This window comes from Listeria sp. SHR_NRA_18 (genome assembly GCF_003856515.1).
GTDB lineage: Bacteria > Bacillota > Bacilli > Lactobacillales > Listeriaceae > Listeria_A > Listeria_A newyorkensis.
On the sequence record NZ_QPKR01000007.1, the window covers coordinates 1 to 18,432 of the forward strand.

Below are 18,432 nucleotides of genomic sequence, written 5' to 3' on the forward strand. Positions count from 1 at the left end.
TTAGCAATAAAGGTTGCCCATATGACAACGCAGTCGCTGAAAGTACGTATAAATCATTCAAGAAAGAATTTGTGTATCCAAACAAGTTTCAAACATTGAATCAATTGAAGGTACAGTTGTTAGATTACGTGAACTGGTGGAATCATATCCGCCTCCATGGCACACTTAATTACCAAAGCCCAGTTAGTTTTCGCATCGCGAAATCCGTAGAAAACATCGGTGTCTTCACTTAAGACAACTTGTTAATTCTGTTCAAAAAAGGGGTGCCATTCCATCACGCCCTCCACAAAAACCAAGTTCGGGTTTTTCCTGCGACCGCTCCAGTTTTTGTCGGAGCTGAACGGGCTCTTTCAGCTCTTCAGTATTACAAAATTGTAAGTCTCCCCTCCCATAATGTCATCTTAGACAATGGAACGGCTTGCTTTTTCCAGTTAAACTAAGGCTATAAGTTATTTATTTAGGAGGAGTTTACATGGAAATAGTTCTACAGGCAAAAAATGTTCGTAAGGTGTACGGCATTAAAGGAAATGTTTACACAGCTTTAGACAATATTAGTTTGGAAATTGCAAAGGGGGATTTTGTTGGTATCATGGGGCCGAGTGGGGCTGGTAAATCGACACTTCTGAACGTCTTCTCAACCATCGACAAGCCAACTTCTGGTGAAATTCAGATTTCTGGTCAGGAACTGGAATCAATGAACGAACAACAAATGTCCGCATTCCGCCGGGATCAGTTAGGTTTTATCTTCCAAGATTATAACTTGTTGGATACACTGAATGTTCGGGAAAATATTATCTTACCACTCGCACTCGCAAAACGTCCTGTGAAGGAAATGGAAGCGAGTCTTGAGAAAGTCGCCGATACGTTTGGCATTCGCGATATTTTAGATAAGTATCCGAATGAGATTTCTGGTGGACAAAAACAGCGAACTGCCGCAAGCCGTGCAATTATCGCGAATCCTAGTTTGATTTTCGCGGATGAACCGACCGGAGCGCTTGATTCGAAGTCAGCCACTGATTTGCTCGAAAGTTTGAAGGGCCTCAATGAGCAGGAACATTCGACAATTATGATGGTGACGCACGATGCTTATGCGGCGAGTTTTTGTAAGCGGATTTTATTCATTAAAGATGGCGCGATTTATACGGAAATTTACCGTGGCACGAAGACGCGTAAGGAGTTCTTCCAAAAAATTCTCGATGTGTTGGCGCAACTAGGAGGGGACATGAATGACGTTATTTGACCTAGCAAAAAAGAATATCAAACATAATTTTGTCCATTACTTCCTCTATTTCGCGTCGATGAGTTTCTCGATTATGATTTATTACACCTTTGTCTCGCTCGCAAAAGACCCCGCGGTGGTGGCGCGCATCGATAAGAGCGCTAAGCTTTCCGCTGTATTCAACGCCTCATCGATTGTCTTGATTATCTTTGTCGCGATCTTTATTTTGTACTCCAATCATTTTTTCACACGCAAACGCAAAAAAGAAATCGGCCTCTACTCCCTACTCGGTCTTCGTAAGAAAGAAATTGGCCGCATGCTTTTCTATGAGAACTTTTTGATGGGCGTGGTTGCGCTTGTTATCGGGATTGGACTTGGAACATTACTATCCAAACTCTTCGTCACGATACTGCTTCAAGTCATGAATTTTGGCGGTGTGAGTAATTTCGTCTTTTCGATGGATGCCGTGATTAATACGGTCATTATTTTCATCATTATCACGCTGATTACGTCGGTGAGCGGTTACCGCATCATTTACAGCACGACACTTCTCGACCTATTTCATTCGGAAAGCAAGCGTGAAAAAACACCTAAAAACAATCCAATTCTTGCAATTCTATCGGTAATTTTGATTGGCGGCGGCTACTTCCTTGCGCTCCAACCACTTAATGAGACTAGCCTTCTAGCAAAAATGGGGCCTGGACCTGGCATGCTGACCATCCTATTCTCCGTTATCATCGGAACAGCGCTACTTCTGAGCAACTTCTTGCCGTTCCTACTCAACCAGATTCGCAAAAATAAACGGATTTTCTATAAAGGCACGAATATTATTAGTAATTCCCAGCTCGCTTTTCGGATAGGGTCGAACGCGAGAACCCTTGCTATCATCGCGATTCTGAGCGCTACAACATTGACAGCAATCGGTGCAATCGGAAGTATTTACTACAACGTCAACAAAGAATCCGCCAATTCCTTCCCTTCTACTTTTGAATACACGGTTGTCGATCAAAAAAGTAACCAAGAAGCATTGAAACTTGCTGAAACCAGCACAAAAACACCGATGACCGGCCATCAAGAAACGGCTTTAAACCATATCAAGGCGACGAGTGATCGCGAAATGCCAATGGAATATGATCCTGAAAGCGGTTTTACATTCATCAGCCAAACAGCTTACAATAAACTTCTAGCCTTACAAAACAATACGGAGGCAACAAAAGCTGACCTAAACAACGATGAAGCGATTTTGATTGCCCCAGGTTCTCTCTTTGATGAAAAAACCACAAAAATGCTTGAAAATCAAAATTTTATCTTGGAAAATAGCACGAAGCAAAAAATAACGCTAACAGAGACAATAAAAAGTTCACCGATCGCTAGCCTATATGCTCTGCTCATTATCTCAGATGATGTAGCTAAAACGATTTCGACTCAAAAAACACAAACCATTCAATCCATCATGGTCGATAATCCAAAAGACGCGATTCCACTAAGTGAACAAATCGATAAGGCGCTTCCAGAAAACGCTAATTTTATAAGTTATCCAACCAACTATGAAAACGCAATGAGTATCAGTGGCGTACTTCTTTTCATCGGCATGTTTATCGGCCTCGTTTTCCTTGCAGCAACTGGTAGTATTATCTACTTCAAGCAACTAACCGAAGCCTACAACGATGTCGCCACCTATGATATCCTGAAGAAAATCGGTTTAGATCGCAAAGAAATTCGCAAAACAATCGCCAAGCAAGTACTCGTGATTTTCCTTATTCCGCTCGTACTTGGTATTGCTCATAGTTCCGTCGCGCTTAGCATGCTTTCCAATATGTTGCAGATGGATCTCACATTACCAGTTCTCATCAGTACAGGAATCTACACAGCGATGTTCATTATTTACTACTTCCTGACAGTCAACACCTACACAAATATCGTCATGGGCAAAAAGAAATAACCACAAAATAAGAAGTATGGCGCACCAATCTTGTCGACTGGTACGCCATACTTCTTTCCTGTTTACTTGTATTTTCACCCATTTACGCTAAAATAGACATATATCTTTTAAAACCGACTGGAGGAACAAAGATGGAAACTATATCAGATTATTTAGCAAAAATCGACAACCCTGAACACCGCGCACAAATGGAAGACGTTTTCAATTGGATAAAAGAAGAATTTCCCGACTTAAAGTCAAAAATCGCATGGAACCAACCAATGTTCACCGATCACGATACGTTTATCGTCGGATTCAGCATTGCCAAGAATAACTTCGCCGTTTCCCCAGAAGCAGTCGTTGTCGCTCGTTTTTCAGATGCTATCAAAGCAGCTGGCTACACACATACAGCGAACCTAGTGCGCTTCCCGTGGGATAAACCGGTGAATTATGATTTGCTGCGCGACATGATTGCGTTTAACATAGCGGATAAAGCAGACTGTGAGACATTTTGGCGGAAATAAGAATATGCGTGATGTAGCGTCCTCTTTTTAGCGGGCGTTTTTTTTTCATATAAAGACAAAAAAATATCGCTAGACCGGCAATGTCAGCAGGTTTAGCGATTAAAAGGGAGTTTAAGGTAAGAAAGACTCTCAATTACTAAAAAGGGAGAAAAAGTAATTAAGATGTCGTTGCTTACATGTATAATACCCCGCTAATTTGGAATGTAATCCTTTTTTTTAACTTTTTTTATTAAGGTTAGGTAACAATAATTACCATCGTTCGAGTGATACGGTGAAATCCCTTCTTACGCAACACTTTTTATATTACAGAGCTGGTTTATCTTTTGCTACGGCGATAATAAAACAAATCCATCCGGCGATGAATGCTACGCCGCCAAGTGGTGTAATCGCGCCTAAAACGGATACTTTCGTGATGCTAAGCACGTATAAACTTCCTGAAAATAGGATGATTCCAGTTGCAAACAAATAGCCAGCAGTTCGTAATAAGCCGCTATCTAGTTTTCCGAGGAGTAAACCTACGATTAGAATCGCTGTTGCGTGAAACATTTGGTATTGGACGCCGGTTTCGAAGGTCGTGTGGTAGCTTCCAAGTGTTTCTTTCAGCGCGTGTGCTCCGAAAGCGCCTATTCCTACGGCTAAACCTGCAAATATCGCTCCTAGTATTAACATTTTTCTCATTTCTTCCTTGAACCTCCTAAAAATCTAACAGTGAATCGCCATTGGATCCGTCTTCTGTTTCTATTTTCCCACCGCCAAGTGTTGTGGTTTTTGCAATTGGTAATTCGCCTGTCATCGCTTGGTATTCCATGCTTGAGCTGAGGCTTACTGGTTTTGCAGATGGTGTTTCTTGGCCGCGCATCACGTCAATCAATACGGCTAATCCGTGCAAATGTATTTGTTTTTCTTGTTCAGATGAAGCTGCCTTCGCGAGGTTTAACTCCTGTTCCATCTTCGCAAAAAGGGCTTGGTCGGATACTGTCATCAGGCGTTTTCCTCCTGCTTATCTAACTGACGAATCACGCGGGCTGGATTTCCTGCAACGACGGTATTGGCCGGCACATCTCGTGTTACGACCGAACCAGAGCCAATAACGGCATTATCGCCAATCGTGATTCCCGGATTGATGACACTACGGCCGCCAACCCACACGTTATGCCCAATCGTAACACTTTTCGCCAATTCCTGCCCACTATTGCGTTCCGTCGCATCCAGTGGATGGTACGCTGTATACACATGCACGCCCGGCGCAAACATGCAATTATCGCCAATCTTAATCGGTGCGCAATCCAAGAACACGCAATCGAAATTCGCATAAAAATAATCGCCGACTTCCAAATTGTAACCATAGTCACAGCGCACATTCGGCTCCATATAGACCGCTTTTCCCGCCATGCCTAGGAGTTCTCGAATATGTACTTCGCGCTCGTCACTATCGCTCACAACGCCATTAATTTTCGCGCATAGTTCACGCGCTCGAATCCGATCCGCCACAAGTTCCGCGTCCCCCGGTCGATATAATTCGCCACTAATCATCTTTTCACGTTCTGTCATCATTTTTAATAGCCACCTTCCATAATTTATCCACTCCTTCCATTATACCGTTTTTCCAGCAAAAAGCCCAATTCGAAAATATTTCGGAACTGGGCTGATAACGCATTATTTTTCTATTTTTTCATTTGCTGGTAGGAATTGAAAAACTTGCTTGAACGAGCCTGTTATCAAGGTGACGACGGATAGCACGAGCAGGACGAATTCTGGTTCGTAGCCGCCTAAGAAGCCACTTGAGAATTTTACTGTCACGATCGCAACGGCCAAAACGACCACGAATAACCCCGAAACATAAGGAACTAACACGCCAAAAACGAGCGCCAAACCACCGACTAATTCAATCACGGCAACGACATAAGCCATAAAACCAGGGATGCCTAAACTATCGAAAAACTGCACCGTTCCGCCAATCCCGTTCGTGAACTTCTGTAAGCCATGCAGGAACATCAGCCCTCCAAGTAAAATTCGAACAATCAAAATACCGTATTTATTCATTTTTCTAATCTCCTTTATCTGTGTAGTAAAATTAATTATGTCGAAAAAATATATCCTACCGCTTAACTAGGTATTAAATTTTTATTAAATCTCCACTTTATAACCCCTGATTTCCCGATTTTACTTACTGCAATTTTGTTGAAAAAATGATATCCTAGTGTTGTAGGTACGAAAATGGGAGGATTCTATTATATGATAAAAGTAATTGCTTCAGATATGGACGGCACACTGCTTAACTCAAAAATCCAAGTGGACGATGAAGGTGTGAAAGCCATCGAACAGGCTCGGGCAAAAGGCATTCATTTCGTCTTATGCACAGGGCGAATGTACGATGACGCGATGCAACTCATCAACCACGCGAACCTTTATGCACCAGCGATTTGCATGAACGGTGCTGAAATTCGTGACGAACACGGCAAAATTTTGAAACAAATCCCGATCGATAAAACCTCAGCACGATATACCTATCAAGTTTTAACGGATTTGGGGATGTATTGCGAATTTTTCACCGATATTGGTCCGATTTCACCGAATAAAGATAAAGGCATCGAGCTTATGAAAGAAATCCAAGCGAAAGTTCACCCTGATTTTACCGAGGAAGAAATTCACCGCTATGTCGAGGAACGCTTTGAAAGCAAGGATGTTCACGTGATTGACGATCCAGAGCGCCTTTTCACAAACGAGGATATCACGATTTTGAAATTTATCGCCTTTTCTTCTGATCAAGCGGTGCTCAAAAAAGCGAAAGACGCGCTTGAGTCCAAAGGAAATCTGGCGGTCAGCTCTTCGTTTTCTGACAACATCGAAATTACACATATCGACGCGCAAAAAGGCCTTTCCCTGCAATTTTACGTGGAAAAACTCGGCGTGACGATGGACGAAACCTTCGCGATTGGCGACAACTTCAATGACGTTTCCATGCTGAAAATGGCAGGTTACAGCGTCGCAATGGGCAATGCCGAACCGGCTGTCAAAAAACTAGCCAAACACGTCACTGATTCTAATGACGAACATGGCGTGGCAACTGCCATTCACAAAATGCTCGAATCAAATAATTAAGGTAACTGGAGGGAATTTATCATGACAATCAAAAAAACATTAACCGTTGCAGGCTCGGATTCTAGTGGTGGCGCTGGACTCCAAGCGGATTTAAAAACATTTGAAGAGTACGGCACATTCGGATTTTCAGCGATTACAACAATCGTGACGATGGATCCGGACAATAATTGGAGTCATGGCGTAACGCCGCTTGATGCCGATTTATTGCGTGCCCAATTGAAAACAATCCTTTCCGGTGGCCCAGTTGACGCGATGAAAACAGGCATGCTCGGCTCCGTTGAAATTATCGAAGCAACGCGTGACGCTATCGATGAGTACAAGTTGCAAAACGTCGTAATCGATCCCGTGATGGTTTGTAAAGGCGAAGATGAGCTAATCCAACCAGAAAACGCCGAAGCAATCCGCGATTTATTGCTACCTCGCGCGCTAATCACGACACCAAACCTATTTGAAGCAGGCCAACTTTCAGGACTTGGTAAATTAACAACCCTCGATGATATGAAAGCCGCTGCGGAAAAAATTGTCGCGCTCGGCGTGAAATACGTAGTCATCAAAGGCGGAAAGGCACTGCAAAGCGACAAAGCCATCGATCTACTATACGATGGAACAACATTCACCGTCCTTGAAACACCAAAAATCGACACCAACTTCAATCACGGCGCAGGATGTACCTTTGCAGCAGCCATCACAGCCGGCCTTGCTAAAGGTTTGACTGTAGAAGAATCCGTGCACAAAGCCAAAGACTTCGTAACAGCCGCGATAAAAGGCGGTTTTGCATTAAATAAATTTATCGGCCCAGTATGGCACGGCGCATACAACAACGCTGAGAATAGATAAATATCTGAAATCCCAAACAGGATTTCTAGACAAAAGCGCCGTATCAACGCTTGCATACCAGAGTGTGCGAGCGCTGGCACGGTGCTTTTTATGTATGTGAATCACTTTTCATACCCTTTCACCTCTCGAACATGTTATAATGGTAGCGAAACTTATTTTAGGGGGATTTAAATTCATGACACAAAAAAAAGATGCGATAAATAAAGCGTCGTCTGACAAGAACTATTTTTGGCCTATTATGATTTTATCGTTTGTAGCGGTAGTTGTTATTTTACTGCTCTTCTTCTCACCGATTGGCTACCAAGGGAAAGTCGACTACGATTTATCTATTTTCCCGCGCCTCAATGCGATTTTTAACAGCTTTACGTTTGTCTTTTTATTAATTGCTTTATGGGCGATTATTGCGAAAAAAAACATCAAGATGCATCGTGGTTTCATTTTAGCCGCATTTACATCGACGTTATTTTTCCTAGTTAGTTATTTGACATTCCATTATATGTCCGCAGAAACATCGACATTTGGCGGCGAAGGAATCGTTCGTCCTATCTACTTCTTTATCCTAATTACACATAGCTTCCTTGCTGCAGTCGTTGTGCCTCTAGCGCTCTTCGCACTCGTATGGGGCTGGACAAATCAAATCCAAAAACATAAAAAAATCGTTCGTTGGACCATGCCAATTTGGCTGTATGTAAGTCTAACCGGCGTTCTTGTTTACCTGTTTATGGCACCTTATTATTGAGTTTCGCCACATTCATGTAACATTCGTTAGCTATAATTATTCTGGGAGCATCGTTTTGTTGTTAGCTTCAAATTAATGAACGAGGTGAAAGATATGGCCACTCGCCAGGATCGCAATCAACCAACAAAGAAGAAACTACGAAAAGGCAGGACTATTTTTGCAGTAATTTTAGTCATTATACTGGCCATTGCCGGGCTTGGATTTTATCAGTATAAATCGAGTCTGAATGCGGCTGAAGCTGATAATAACATGAAAGAATTTGAATTTAATGGGCAAAAAGCTGAAGATGTGAATGATCTCAACGTCCTTCTAATCGGGAGTGACTCGCGTGGCAAAGACCAAGGTCGTTCGGATTCCTTGCTTATCGCTCACTATGATACGAAGTCAAAATCACCGAAATTAGTCTCGATTATGCGTGATACATATGTCGATATCCCTGGTTACGGTTTGAACAAAATCAACGCGGCTTATTCTTTTGGTGGTCCTGAGCTGGTTCGCCAAACAATCAAAGAGAATTTTGGCGTGAATATTGAGTATTATGTCGTTGCCAATTTCGAGGGTTTCCCAAAAATTGTCGACACGCTCGCGCCTAATGGAATCGAGATTGACGCCGAAAAAGATATGTCGAAAAATATCGATGCTAACATCAAAGCTGGTAAGCAAAAAATGGATGGCGAAACATTGCTGCAATACGCGCGTTTCCGTCATGATGCTGAAAGTGATTTCGGCCGGGTCCGTCGTCAACAACAAGTGCTGAACGCCCTGAAAGATCAAGCGCAAAGCATTGGTACTGTGACGAAGCTTCCAAGTTTAATTGGTACGATGCAAGGCTACACAAACACGAATGTGACAACAGGTATGATGATTTCAATTGGGAAAGATTTCGTATTGGGCAATGCCAAAGATATGGAAGATTTCCGCCTACCGGTTGATGGCACGTATAAAAACGTCCGAAATTCGCATGGCTCTGTGTTAGACATTGACGTTGCCGCGAATGCGAAGGCTTTACAAGATTTTTTAAATGATTGATACTGTGAAATCACTCGTTACTAGTAGCGGGTGGTTTCTTTTTTTTGACTACGGCGAGGAAGAAGCATATACTATTAGTCAAAGAAGGGCAGTGATTTTATGACAAACAATAAATTTGGGCAAGTTCCCTTATCTATTCTCGATTTAGCAACGATTCGTGAAGGTTTCAATGAAGCAGATGCTTTTCAAAATAGTAAATCGCTCATTCAATTTGCTGAAAAAGCAGGATTTCATCGCTATTGGGTGGCTGAACATCACGGTATTCCTGGTGTTGCCAGTTCTGCGACAGCTGTTTTGATAGGATTCTTAGCTGGACATACGGAAAAAATTCGCGTCGGTTCTGGTGGCGTTATGCTTCCAAACCACTCTCCGCTTATTATTGCCGAGCAGTTCGGGACGCTTGCAACGATGTATCCAAATCGCATCGACCTCGGGCTTGGTCGCGCACCAGGAACCGATTTCAAAACCGCGCGGGCACTCCGGCGCGACTTGCATGAAACCGTGGAAGCTTTTCCTAATTCTGTCTTGGAACTTAGTAACTATTTTTCAGATGGTGGCAACGATGGTATTATCGCGATTCCAGGTCGTGGCCTCCATGTACCGCTTTATCTGCTCGGCTCTAGTACCTACAGCGCCAAGTTAGCTGCAAAATTTGGTCTACCGTTTGCTTTTGCGAGCCACTTTGCACCCGATGAATTAGAAAATGCGTTGGAACTTTATCGCAGTCGTTTTGAGCCATCGGATGTTTTGGATGAACCTTATGCAATGGTGACAGTCAGCACGATTATTAGTGATACCACCGAAGAAGCGAATTTTCTAGCAACATCTGGCTATCTCTCGTTCTTAAATCTGACCCGAGGCGCTCCCACAGTATTGCCAAAACCCGTGACAAATATGGATGAGCTTTGGACCGATTACGAAAAACATGCTTTACAACACCAACTAAAATACTCCTTCATCGGCGACCAGCAAAAAGTAAAAGCGGAACTGCAACAATTCATGGCGATTCATCAACCAGACGAACTGATTGTCGCGTCCAACGTCTACGACCCAGCGCTCAAACAGAAGAACTACGAACTACTCTATAAAATTTGGCAAGAAAAAGAGCTTGGGACATAACTCCTAACAAGATAAAATCGCCTTAACCTTCATTTTGGGTAAGACGAAAATAATGCTTTACACAAATCGAGCGAAAGCGTTTGTATTCAGGGGATTTGGTGGAAGCCGGAAGCGGAGCATACTGGTGTATGTGAGAACCGGAAGTCCGCTAAATCCCCTGAATGCGAACGCTTGCCGCCGATTTATTTGGGTTATGTCCCCGACACTTTTTTGTTCGGAATACTATAAATTTTTTCCACACCATTCTGTGAGAAAATGGCACCGTGTAAAGCTCCGCCAAACACCGCACCACCATCAATATCGATAATCGAGCGATCTGGTGAATACCAAACGTCTGCCCCGCCATCTGGATTCAAGCTTTCTGTCGGCGTGTGGCCCACCACAAACGTCTTGCCCGTCCGGTTCGTACCTTGTTGAAACGGCTCGCGAATCCAAACCATGTCATGCTCGGATGTCTGCTTCCAATCCTGTAAGGTCAAATCCACGCCAGCGTGCACAAATACGAATTGCTTCCATTCCAAATAATATGGGCGTTTTCTAACAAAGGCAAGTTCAGCTGCAGCCTCCGCTTCCACACATCGCGCTAGTTCTTCTGGCGTTATTTTGGCGGTTTTTTTATGGGTTAGTAGGCTTTCAATCGTCTCCATTCCGCCTTGACTAATGTAATACATCATCTTCTCACTCGGGTTCGCGAGCCAATCCAACAACATATTTTCGTGATTTCCACGCAAGAAAATAGCATCGTATTTCGCCTCAAGAAACATAGCTTTGCGAATAACCGCACCAGGATCTGTTCCTCGATCGATTAAGTCGCCAACAGACACTAGCCGCGCTCTCTCCGGATTCCAATGCGTCAAAAGTTCCTCAAAAGCCGCTATTTCCCCATGAATATCACCAACTGCAAAAATGTCATCCATCGCCATCACCTCATATGTAGTACCTCTGAAGTACTGGCTAAAGTCACCAAACTTCGAAAGGCTGATCTTCATGCTAATCAAGATCATTTTATAGCTTATTTAATTTTTTCTCCACTGATTTGATTTCTTTTTCAAGCGCGTTCATTCTCAGTTCTGTCGCTGAAATCGTCCCATTCACTAGGTTCGTATCATTAAATTGATCCGTTTCTCCAAGCAACTCTTGGTGTTGGCGGCGCAATTCGATGAGACGCTCTTCTAAATCTTGTTTTTCATAGACCATCTATTTTCACCTCCACTCACATGATTCGCATCTATTTTACCTTATAGCCTATTCCCCTTTACGCGAAAAGTCAATCATTTTATAAAATTATCGATTATGACTATCAATGTGTCTGATTCTATGGTATTTTTAAGTATATATGTATTTTCACAAAAGAAAGGGGATAGAATTTTTATGATGAGTATTTCAGAAATTAGAAAGATGACGAAGCAGTCCTTAAAAGGGAATTGGGGGCTGGCAATTGGAGGTATGGCGCTCGCGTATGTGATTTTAATGGCTGTTTCGATGGTCAATTTCATTCCAGTGCTTGGAACGATTGCTTATTATGTTTTCGCTGGTCCTTTTATGATTGGTGCCACGTGGTTCTTCCTCGCTCTTAGCCGTCAGGAAAAACCTGAAATTGGCTACTTATTCAGCGGTTTTAAAACGTTTGGTCGTAATTTACTTGCCGCAGTACTTGTATTTATTTTTACATTTTTATGGAGTTTACTATTCCTTATTCCTGGTATTATTAAATCGTTCTCGTACTCGCAAACTTTTATGATTTTACGTGATGATCCTAATATTTCGCCGCTTGATGCGATTACGGAAAGTCGTCACCGCATGAATGGGCATAAGGGTCGCTTGTTTGGACTCGTACTATCTTATATTTGGGTGTTCTTTATCCCTGTTATTATTATGATGGTGCTTGGAATCATTGCGGCGGCTACAACGGCGATGTTCGATTATGGCTATAACTCGTATTCGTATGATTATTATAGTAGCGTACCAGACATGAGCCCTGTATTTTTGATTGTGTTTGTTCTTGGTTACTTTTTGATGCTTGCCGTATTATTCGGTCTAGCTATTTGGATTTATCCACAGGTTCTTGTAGCTTGCGCCGTGTTCTACGATGATTTATATGCGAGCACTGGCACATTTGGCGGCGACCCGGATATGGGCACGTACACAACGACGGTTCTAGAGGACGACACGACATTTGGCGCGATTCCACCAGTTGATCCGACACCACCCGAAGAGCCTGAAGCACCACATTTCGAAAATAAAACGTGGGGCGCTGACTCCATGGTTGATCCTGCTGTGACACCGAAACCTGAGGCAACACCAGAAACCGATGTAACTGCGCCAGAAAAACCAGTAGAAGAAGTAGCACACAACGACGATACAATCAGTGAAGCTGTCCGTCCATCTCAACCAGTCGATCACGAAGAAACAACGGAACAAAAAAATGACGACGAACAAAAATAAAATTCCATTAGGTAATACCATGTTGACTGTGCAAGAGGCTTCTGTTTTCGATGAAGCCTCTTTACAGCAACTCATGATTGACACAGCATCTTGGCTAAAAAGTCGCGGTTCCTCACAATGGGGCGATATTTTAGAAGGAAAAGATGTACACGGACTAAAAGATCGTATTCGAGATGGCGAAGTCTTTTTAGTTCGCGAGTCAGACCATATCGCAGCAGCTTTCATTTTACGAAAAACAGCGAGCGAGTGGGACCAACGTCTGTGGCGCGATCACGGCTACCAAACACCTGCACGATACCTACACCGCTTAATGATTGCGCGAGATTTCGCTGGTCAACACTTGAGTCAAGCAATTTTAGAATGGGCAAGCGCTGAATCCGCACAAACAGATTATCCCTATCTACGCCTTGACAGCATTGCTGACAATCAAAAATTAAACACACTCTATCAGAACGCCGGCTTCACGCAATTGGCAATCGTGGATGGGTTCTGTATATACGAAAAAAGAACGTAGAGAATTCTCTACGCTCTTTTTTTCTTACCGGAAAGCACTAAGCGCAAAATCATTAAATAAGGCTTGAATACGCTCATTCGCTAAATCATATTCGTTTTGTTCAAATGCGTCTGCAATCGCCGTAAATTTCTTCACCGTCAAATCACGTTTATCTTCCGAACCTTGCTTCACGACCGTTTCCATCGAGAAATTATTAATCGTGAAAAAGACGCGCTTCACATTCTCATAATAATATGGATTCGAATCATGTTTTAGAATACGGAAGAAGAATTGGTGCTGGTTGAAGATGTAATCCTCCATATTTTGCAAATAAGAAGAGCGGTCCATCGACGCGATATAATTCCGTAGTGCTGCTATATCAACTGGCGTATTATTTTTCTTCATTTTCTGAATCGCTGCATCTATAAACACCTCTATCACTTCTAGGAGGTACCCGTATTTCGCTGGATCAATCATCGAATCTCGAACAACAACACCACTATATGTACGATAATCTAGAATTCCCTCTGAAACCAATGCCGTGATTGCCTTGCGTATCGGTGACCTACTAACATTTAATTCCTTCGCTAATCGTTCCTCGGTCAAATGCTCATTCGGTTTTAATTCTCCTGTTTTTATCTTCTCAATAATGCTAAAATAGACCATTCTGTCTAGCGTCTTATACTCTCGTTTACTTTTCAATGCTCTCGACACCCCTATCTTAATTACCAATATTGTAGCATAACCTTCCAAAAAATTCACCTATCGGAACGTTTTTATAATAAAATAATTGACCAATTCACGAACAATTGTCTCTGCCTTATCAAAATCCTTCGTTCTCAGCAGTTCATTCATTCGCATATACTGCTCAATTAAATACGCGCCATTATGAAACGGTATTAAAATAATTTCTTTCGGCGCCTTCGTCAAAAAGTCGATACCCATCTTTCTAACCGCATTATTTGCGTAAGAATTCCCCATGTAAGCGATAAAATCAAAAATAGTTTGCCAGCCTTCTTCCACAAACCCACTACTATTCCCGGCTTTCAAATGCCCTTCCATGACCGACAAACGCCTATACAAATGTTGCGGCTCAAAAGAAATCCCCTTCGTCTCGATTTTGTCCATCGTCTTAATCGTCAGAACTTCCAACATTTCAAGCATCTCAATGAATCTGCCCACCGTCACCTTACTTTCGCAAACAAAAGCACCCCGATTACTCTCAATCGTCAAAAAGCCCTCCGTTTCAAGCATAACTAAAGCGCGACGCACCGGCGTCCGACTAATGCCGAGCTCTTTTGCAATCGTATTCTCTGGCACGCGATCCCCCGTCCGCAATTGCCCGTTCAATATCTTTTCCTTCATTGTTTCGTACGCTTTTTTCTCATAGCTTTGTTTTTCCATAAAGAATCAGTTCCTCTCGAAGTCCCATTTTAGAAGTACTTTTTGCGCCAAAATACAACCGTCGTGATAATCGTAATAAACAATGTCCCCACCATAATCAGCCCAAACGCATATTCCTGATTTGAAAACGGCAATTTCACATTCATCCCGTAAATGCTCGCCACAATCGTTGGTAACGACAAAATAATCGTAAACGACGTCAAAAATTTCATCACCCGATTTAAATTATTCGCAATCACAGACGAAAAAGTATCAGACATCCCACCAACAATTTGCGTATATGTATCCGTCATCGCGATAGCTTGCTTGTTCTCGATGATGACATCCTGCAACAATTCTTTGTCCGCATCTTTCGCTGTGTAATGCGCTGCCTGAATCATTTTATCCAGAACTGCCTTGTTGGATTGAAGCGCTGTTGCAAAAAAGACTAGGCTCCGTTGCGCCGCCATAAAAGCGTATAGCTCCTCATTTTGCATCGACTGGCGAATATTTTTTTCAAGCGTATGCATATGCTCAATCAGGCTGTTTAAATATTTCAAAAAATAGTAGGATACCGCATACAGAATTTGTAGCACAAACTGGACATGATTGGCTGTATTATACTGCTCCATGCGCCTATCCATAATATCTTCCAAAACTGGCAACTGTTTCAGCACAACCGTTACGACGACTTCTTTTGTGGTAATAATCCCAATTGGTATCGTCTTAAATTCGAGGAAACCCATTTCATCCTTCGCCTCTATCGGGCAATCCACAATCACCAAAGAATGCTTGAAATTCTCTTCCACATGCTTTAATTCAATTCGTGAACGTTCCTCTTTGTCCAAAGGGTCTAAAATATGATCTTTCGGTATATCTAATTTTTGGGATAAATAATCAATCTCATCAGGACTTGGCGCTACGACATGAACCCAACACCCTGCCTGATAGCCATCAATCTGATGTATTTCATCATTTTCTTGCGTTCTATAATATTCAATCATCCTCGTACCTCCCCGCCAAGTAACGTTTTTCTAGGCAACCTTTACAATACATTTCATTTGTGTTACAATTATTATCAATAAAACTAATTCTGTAACAATGTGAGGTGAGCGTCATGGGGTCGATACAAATGATATTGATTGGTTTTTGTTTCGCGATCTTTTTCTTTACGCTATCTTTTGTCATTAGTAAGCTTGGGAAAATCTCTGTTTACTGGGTTTCGCTGGGCGCCAATGCCGGTTTCTTTCTGGCTTTTCTATTCGTCCAACGCGCCTTTCCAGCAGAGGCCCAAACCGCCCTGTTCTATCTGAATCTAGGCATCCTAACTTTTGTACTCATTCAAGCCGCACTTGGACTTGCACATTGGCTACTAAAGAAGACAACAACGCGCCAAAAGAATTGGAAACACTCTTAAATCAATTATAGCAAAATTTTGCCTATAAAGAAAAGCTAAGCATCATGTCGACGCTTAGCTTTTTGTATTATTTACAATCTTTACGGCAATCCCATTCGGATCTTCCAACCTAATCACGTTATCTGATTCCTTTTCAAAAGCGATATCGAACTGCTTCAACCGCTCCTCTAACACCCCGATAGCTTCTGTTTGGATTGTGAAATAAGCAAGCCCAGTCTCTAATTCATCCAATTTAGGCAAATCACGACCAGCCCAAATATTTGTGCCAATATGATGGTGATAATCTCCATCTGCAAAAAATAGCGCAGACGGAATCTCCGTGGTCACCTGGAAACCCAGAACCGTTTCATAAAAGTGGCGCGTTTCTTCTAAATGACTGACTTGCAAATGGATGTGACCAATTGTAGTATCGGATGGTGCCCCATTCCAGTCAAGCTCAGCTCCCGCCATCAATATGCCATCACCATCGACTTCATTTGTCGCCATGGGCAGATTCCCAAGTTCATCTCGCTGCCAGTCCTCTCGAGCCCGGTCCGCGTAAACTTCAATACCATTCCCATCTGGATCCTGGAAATACAATGCCTCACTATAAATATGGTCCCCCGCGCCATCTATTGGGTAATTACTTTCCAACAAATGTTGCAAAAAGCTACCCAATTCCGCTCTGCTAGGCAATAAAAAAGCCGTATGATATAAACCTGTTTTCGCCTGTTTCGCAGTCATTCCTTGCTTTACCTCCATCAATTCTAAAAGTACTCGTCCATCAATGCCTAACGCTATTCTGTTATCCTCATCAGCCATCACTTTTAGACCGATTATTTCGTTATAAAAAGCCGCTAATGTATGTTTACTTTTCGTTTTCAACACAACTTTTCCTATCTCCATTGTCATATAGGTCACCCTTTCGTTGTAACTAATAACATTACAACACATTTCCCATTAAAAGTCCATCTTCACGCTTACAATTAGTAAGTGTTTACTTTTTCTTATCAAACCCGTTCAACTTTCGGTACAATATCGAGCGATGAATACCAAGTTGTATTGCGGCCTGCGTCATGTTCCCATCATTTCTCTCAATCATTTTTTTTATACAATGGGCCTCTACCTCAGACAAATATGTTTTCAAATCAACGAAGTTATCTATATGTTCTTCATAATACATATCGAGTGTAGAAATAGATTTTTTAGTTCTTGTTAACTTAACCACATTTATTCTCCTCCTCGAATTGCTCATCGTTGAACATATTATAACATAAAATAAGCCTAAGAAAAAATAAGTATATTCCCTCTTTATTCATATAGAACTACATTTTTTCACCATATATAGCCTTGATTCAATAGAATGACCTTCCATCTCCCATAAATAAATAATACATATCTGTCACAAATAGACTGTTTCAAAAACATATGGCCTTTATTTATAGTTCTAGATTTATATTCTCGCTACACGTATCATCCTAGGTAGCCATTTTACCAAAAAGAAGACCGATAAACTAGTGCTATAATAAGATTATTAAGAAAGGTGGCTGAATGAATGGAAGAAAAAATAAAGAGCTTAAAAGAAATACACCTAGAAAAAATGGAACAAGGAAAATTCGACTACGATCACTTCTTAAAGTTCCTACTGACGCATCGTATCCCTTACAAACAACGCACTTTGAAGAGAAATACACACATCTCTATCGAAAACCAACCTTTTAAACATATTTATTTCATTGAGAGTGGCGTGATTTCGTGTAACAGAGATAAAAATATTATTGGTTTTTTGGGGGAGAAAAATATTGTTGGTCTCTCTAATCCTTATACAAATGATAACTCCTTCTACACGATGAAAGTACTTCAGCCCACAACTGTCTATGAGTTTGATAGAGCCGATATGCTAACAATGTTGCTAGGTTTCCAAGAAGGCTGGCTATTTCTATATGCAAATAATCACAAAAAAGAAGAAATGCTATTTAACAAAACACTGCTCTTACAGGAAGCGGCAGAACACCGTTTGTTGGTACTCCTAAAAGAGGTTGCTCGTCTCTTTGGTGAATATCGGGATGGTATTTTAGTTATTCCTAATTATTTCTCTAAAACATTGTTGGCTAATTACGCCAATTTAAGCACCAAAACATTCACTATCCTTTGCAATGAGTGGACTGAAACCGGGGAACTAGTCTTTGATAATGAATCACTCGCCCTCTAGCCAAAAGGACGAT

Annotated in this window: 24 protein-coding genes; 13 read left to right on the plus strand and 11 right to left on the minus strand. The window is 41.9% G+C overall.

The genetic code is table 11. From position 1 onward, the window contains the following. The 4 genes from DUK53_RS11100 to DUK53_RS11115 form a co-directional block, all read left to right on the plus strand. Positions 1-233: IS3 family transposase (locus DUK53_RS11100; RefSeq protein WP_143813221.1), on the plus strand; the 233-nt coding region annotated here is incomplete at its 5' end. Positions 234-472: 239 nt separating this feature from the next. Next, entirely contained in the window at positions 473-1,240 is a 768-nt protein-coding gene (locus tag DUK53_RS11105; protein WP_036091110.1) for an ABC transporter ATP-binding protein, read from the plus strand. Next, positions 1,227-3,161, plus strand: a complete 1,935-nt coding sequence (locus DUK53_RS11110; RefSeq protein WP_036132981.1) for an FtsX-like permease family protein — start codon at positions 1,227-1,229, stop codon at positions 3,159-3,161. The genes DUK53_RS11105 and DUK53_RS11110 overlap by 14 nt, the downstream gene beginning before the upstream one ends. 131 nt (positions 3,162-3,292) lie before the next feature. Further along, complete coding sequence (locus DUK53_RS11115) at positions 3,293-3,664, plus strand: iron chaperone (protein ID WP_036132983.1); 372 nt, start codon at positions 3,293-3,295, stop codon at positions 3,662-3,664. Between the two features lie 303 nt (positions 3,665-3,967). Here the strand turns inward: DUK53_RS11115 and DUK53_RS11120 are convergent, their stop codons facing one another. The 4 genes from DUK53_RS11120 to DUK53_RS11135 all read right to left on the minus strand — a co-directional run bounded on the left by DUK53_RS11120 (position 3,968) and on the right by DUK53_RS11135 (position 5,707). Further along, positions 3,968-4,342 carry a DUF423 domain-containing protein gene (locus DUK53_RS11120; RefSeq protein ID WP_036091106.1) on the minus strand — a complete coding sequence of 125 codons (375 nt, stop codon included), beginning with the start codon at positions 4,340-4,342 and terminating at the stop codon, positions 3,968-3,970. A 16-nt stretch (positions 4,343-4,358) separates the two neighbouring features. Beyond that, entirely contained in the window at positions 4,359-4,646 is a 288-nt protein-coding gene (locus DUK53_RS11125; protein WP_036091103.1) for a YwdI family protein, read from the minus strand. Then, positions 4,646-5,218 carry a maltose acetyltransferase domain-containing protein gene (locus DUK53_RS11130; protein ID WP_036091101.1) on the minus strand — a complete coding sequence of 191 codons (573 nt, stop codon included), beginning with the start codon at positions 5,216-5,218 and terminating at the stop codon, positions 4,646-4,648. Before DUK53_RS11130 ends, DUK53_RS11125 begins: the two co-directional genes overlap by 1 nt. A 102-nt stretch (positions 5,219-5,320) precedes the next feature. Further along, a complete protein-coding gene (locus DUK53_RS11135; protein WP_036132986.1) occupies positions 5,321-5,707 on the minus strand; it encodes a DoxX family protein in 387 nt (128 codons plus the stop codon). A 192-nt stretch (positions 5,708-5,899) separates the two neighbouring features. Between DUK53_RS11135 and DUK53_RS11140 the strand changes: the two genes are divergently transcribed. The 5 genes from DUK53_RS11140 to DUK53_RS11160 all read left to right on the plus strand — a co-directional run bounded on the left by DUK53_RS11140 (position 5,900) and on the right by DUK53_RS11160 (position 10,490). Further along, positions 5,900-6,766: a Cof-type HAD-IIB family hydrolase gene (locus DUK53_RS11140; protein WP_036091098.1), complete on the plus strand. Its 867-nt coding sequence runs from the start codon at positions 5,900-5,902 to the stop codon at positions 6,764-6,766. Between the two features lie 21 nt (positions 6,767-6,787). Beyond that, positions 6,788-7,603, plus strand: coding sequence for a pyridoxine/pyridoxal/pyridoxamine kinase (pdxK, locus tag DUK53_RS11145; protein WP_036091096.1), 816 nt, complete (start codon positions 6,788-6,790; stop codon positions 7,601-7,603). Positions 7,604-7,778: 175 nt separating this feature from the next. Continuing rightward, positions 7,779-8,342 (plus strand): DUF420 domain-containing protein, encoded by a 564-nt coding sequence (locus DUK53_RS11150; protein WP_036091094.1) that lies wholly within the window; start codon positions 7,779-7,781, stop codon positions 8,340-8,342. A gap of 93 nt (positions 8,343-8,435) precedes the next feature. Next, positions 8,436-9,371, plus strand: coding sequence for an LCP family protein (locus DUK53_RS11155; RefSeq protein ID WP_036091687.1), 936 nt, complete (start codon positions 8,436-8,438; stop codon positions 9,369-9,371). 99 nt (positions 9,372-9,470) lie between these two features. Further along, positions 9,471-10,490 carry an LLM class flavin-dependent oxidoreductase gene (locus tag DUK53_RS11160; protein ID WP_036132988.1) on the plus strand — a complete coding sequence of 340 codons (1,020 nt, stop codon included), beginning with the start codon at positions 9,471-9,473 and terminating at the stop codon, positions 10,488-10,490. A 191-nt stretch (positions 10,491-10,681) separates the two neighbouring features. Here DUK53_RS11160 and DUK53_RS11165 read toward each other — a convergent pair whose 3' ends face one another. Both DUK53_RS11165 and DUK53_RS11170 read right to left on the minus strand, forming a co-directional pair. Further along, positions 10,682-11,407 carry a metallophosphoesterase gene (locus tag DUK53_RS11165; RefSeq protein WP_036132990.1) on the minus strand — a complete coding sequence of 242 codons (726 nt, stop codon included), beginning with the start codon at positions 11,405-11,407 and terminating at the stop codon, positions 10,682-10,684. An 88-nt stretch (positions 11,408-11,495) separates the two neighbouring features. After that, a complete protein-coding gene (locus tag DUK53_RS11170; RefSeq protein WP_036132992.1) occupies positions 11,496-11,687 on the minus strand; it encodes an Lmo0654 family protein in 192 nt (63 codons plus the stop codon). A gap of 174 nt (positions 11,688-11,861) precedes the next feature. Here DUK53_RS11170 and DUK53_RS11175 point away from each other — a divergent pair, with 174 nt between their 5' ends. Both DUK53_RS11175 and DUK53_RS11180 read left to right on the plus strand, forming a co-directional pair. After that, positions 11,862-12,935, plus strand: a complete 1,074-nt coding sequence (locus DUK53_RS11175) for a DUF975 family protein (RefSeq protein WP_052165026.1) — start codon at positions 11,862-11,864, stop codon at positions 12,933-12,935. Next, the gene (locus DUK53_RS11180) at positions 12,916-13,449 is read left to right on the plus strand and encodes a GNAT family N-acetyltransferase (protein WP_052165027.1); all 534 of its coding nucleotides are present in this window, start codon (positions 12,916-12,918) and stop codon (positions 13,447-13,449) included. The genes DUK53_RS11175 and DUK53_RS11180 overlap by 20 nt, the downstream gene beginning before the upstream one ends. A 24-nt stretch (positions 13,450-13,473) precedes the next feature. Here DUK53_RS11180 and DUK53_RS11185 read toward each other — a convergent pair whose 3' ends face one another. From DUK53_RS11185 to DUK53_RS11195, 3 genes are read right to left on the minus strand one after another with little or no spacing between them, the layout of a single operon-like run. After that, positions 13,474-14,130, minus strand: a complete 657-nt coding sequence (locus tag DUK53_RS11185; RefSeq protein ID WP_036091090.1) for a GntR family transcriptional regulator — start codon at positions 14,128-14,130, stop codon at positions 13,474-13,476. A 60-nt stretch (positions 14,131-14,190) separates the two neighbouring features. Beyond that, the gene (locus DUK53_RS11190; RefSeq protein WP_036091089.1) at positions 14,191-14,832 is read right to left on the minus strand and encodes a GntR family transcriptional regulator; all 642 of its coding nucleotides are present in this window, start codon (positions 14,830-14,832) and stop codon (positions 14,191-14,193) included. A 29-nt stretch (positions 14,833-14,861) separates the two neighbouring features. Further along, positions 14,862-15,815, minus strand: a complete 954-nt coding sequence (locus DUK53_RS11195; protein WP_036132994.1) for a magnesium transporter CorA family protein — start codon at positions 15,813-15,815, stop codon at positions 14,862-14,864. A gap of 113 nt (positions 15,816-15,928) precedes the next feature. Between DUK53_RS11195 and DUK53_RS11200 the strand changes: the two genes are divergently transcribed. Next, positions 15,929-16,228, plus strand: coding sequence for a hypothetical protein (locus DUK53_RS11200; RefSeq protein WP_036091085.1), 300 nt, complete (start codon positions 15,929-15,931; stop codon positions 16,226-16,228). A 54-nt stretch (positions 16,229-16,282) separates the two neighbouring features. On the opposite strand, the gene DUK53_RS11205 is transcribed toward DUK53_RS11200, so the two are convergent. Together DUK53_RS11205 and DUK53_RS11210 are read right to left on the minus strand one after the other, a co-directional pair. After that, positions 16,283-17,119, minus strand: coding sequence for a VOC family protein (locus DUK53_RS11205; RefSeq protein WP_036132997.1), 837 nt, complete (start codon positions 17,117-17,119; stop codon positions 16,283-16,285). 85 nt (positions 17,120-17,204) lie between these two features. Continuing rightward, positions 17,205-17,435, minus strand: coding sequence for a helix-turn-helix domain-containing protein (locus DUK53_RS11210; RefSeq protein WP_036091082.1), 231 nt, complete (start codon positions 17,433-17,435; stop codon positions 17,205-17,207). Positions 17,436-17,762: 327 nt separating this feature from the next. Between DUK53_RS11210 and DUK53_RS11215 the strand changes: the two genes are divergently transcribed. Then, on the plus strand, positions 17,763-18,419 hold the full coding sequence (locus DUK53_RS11215) for a Crp/Fnr family transcriptional regulator (protein ID WP_036132999.1): 657 nt from the start codon (positions 17,763-17,765) through the stop codon (positions 18,417-18,419). Positions 18,420-18,432: the final 13 nt, after the last annotated feature.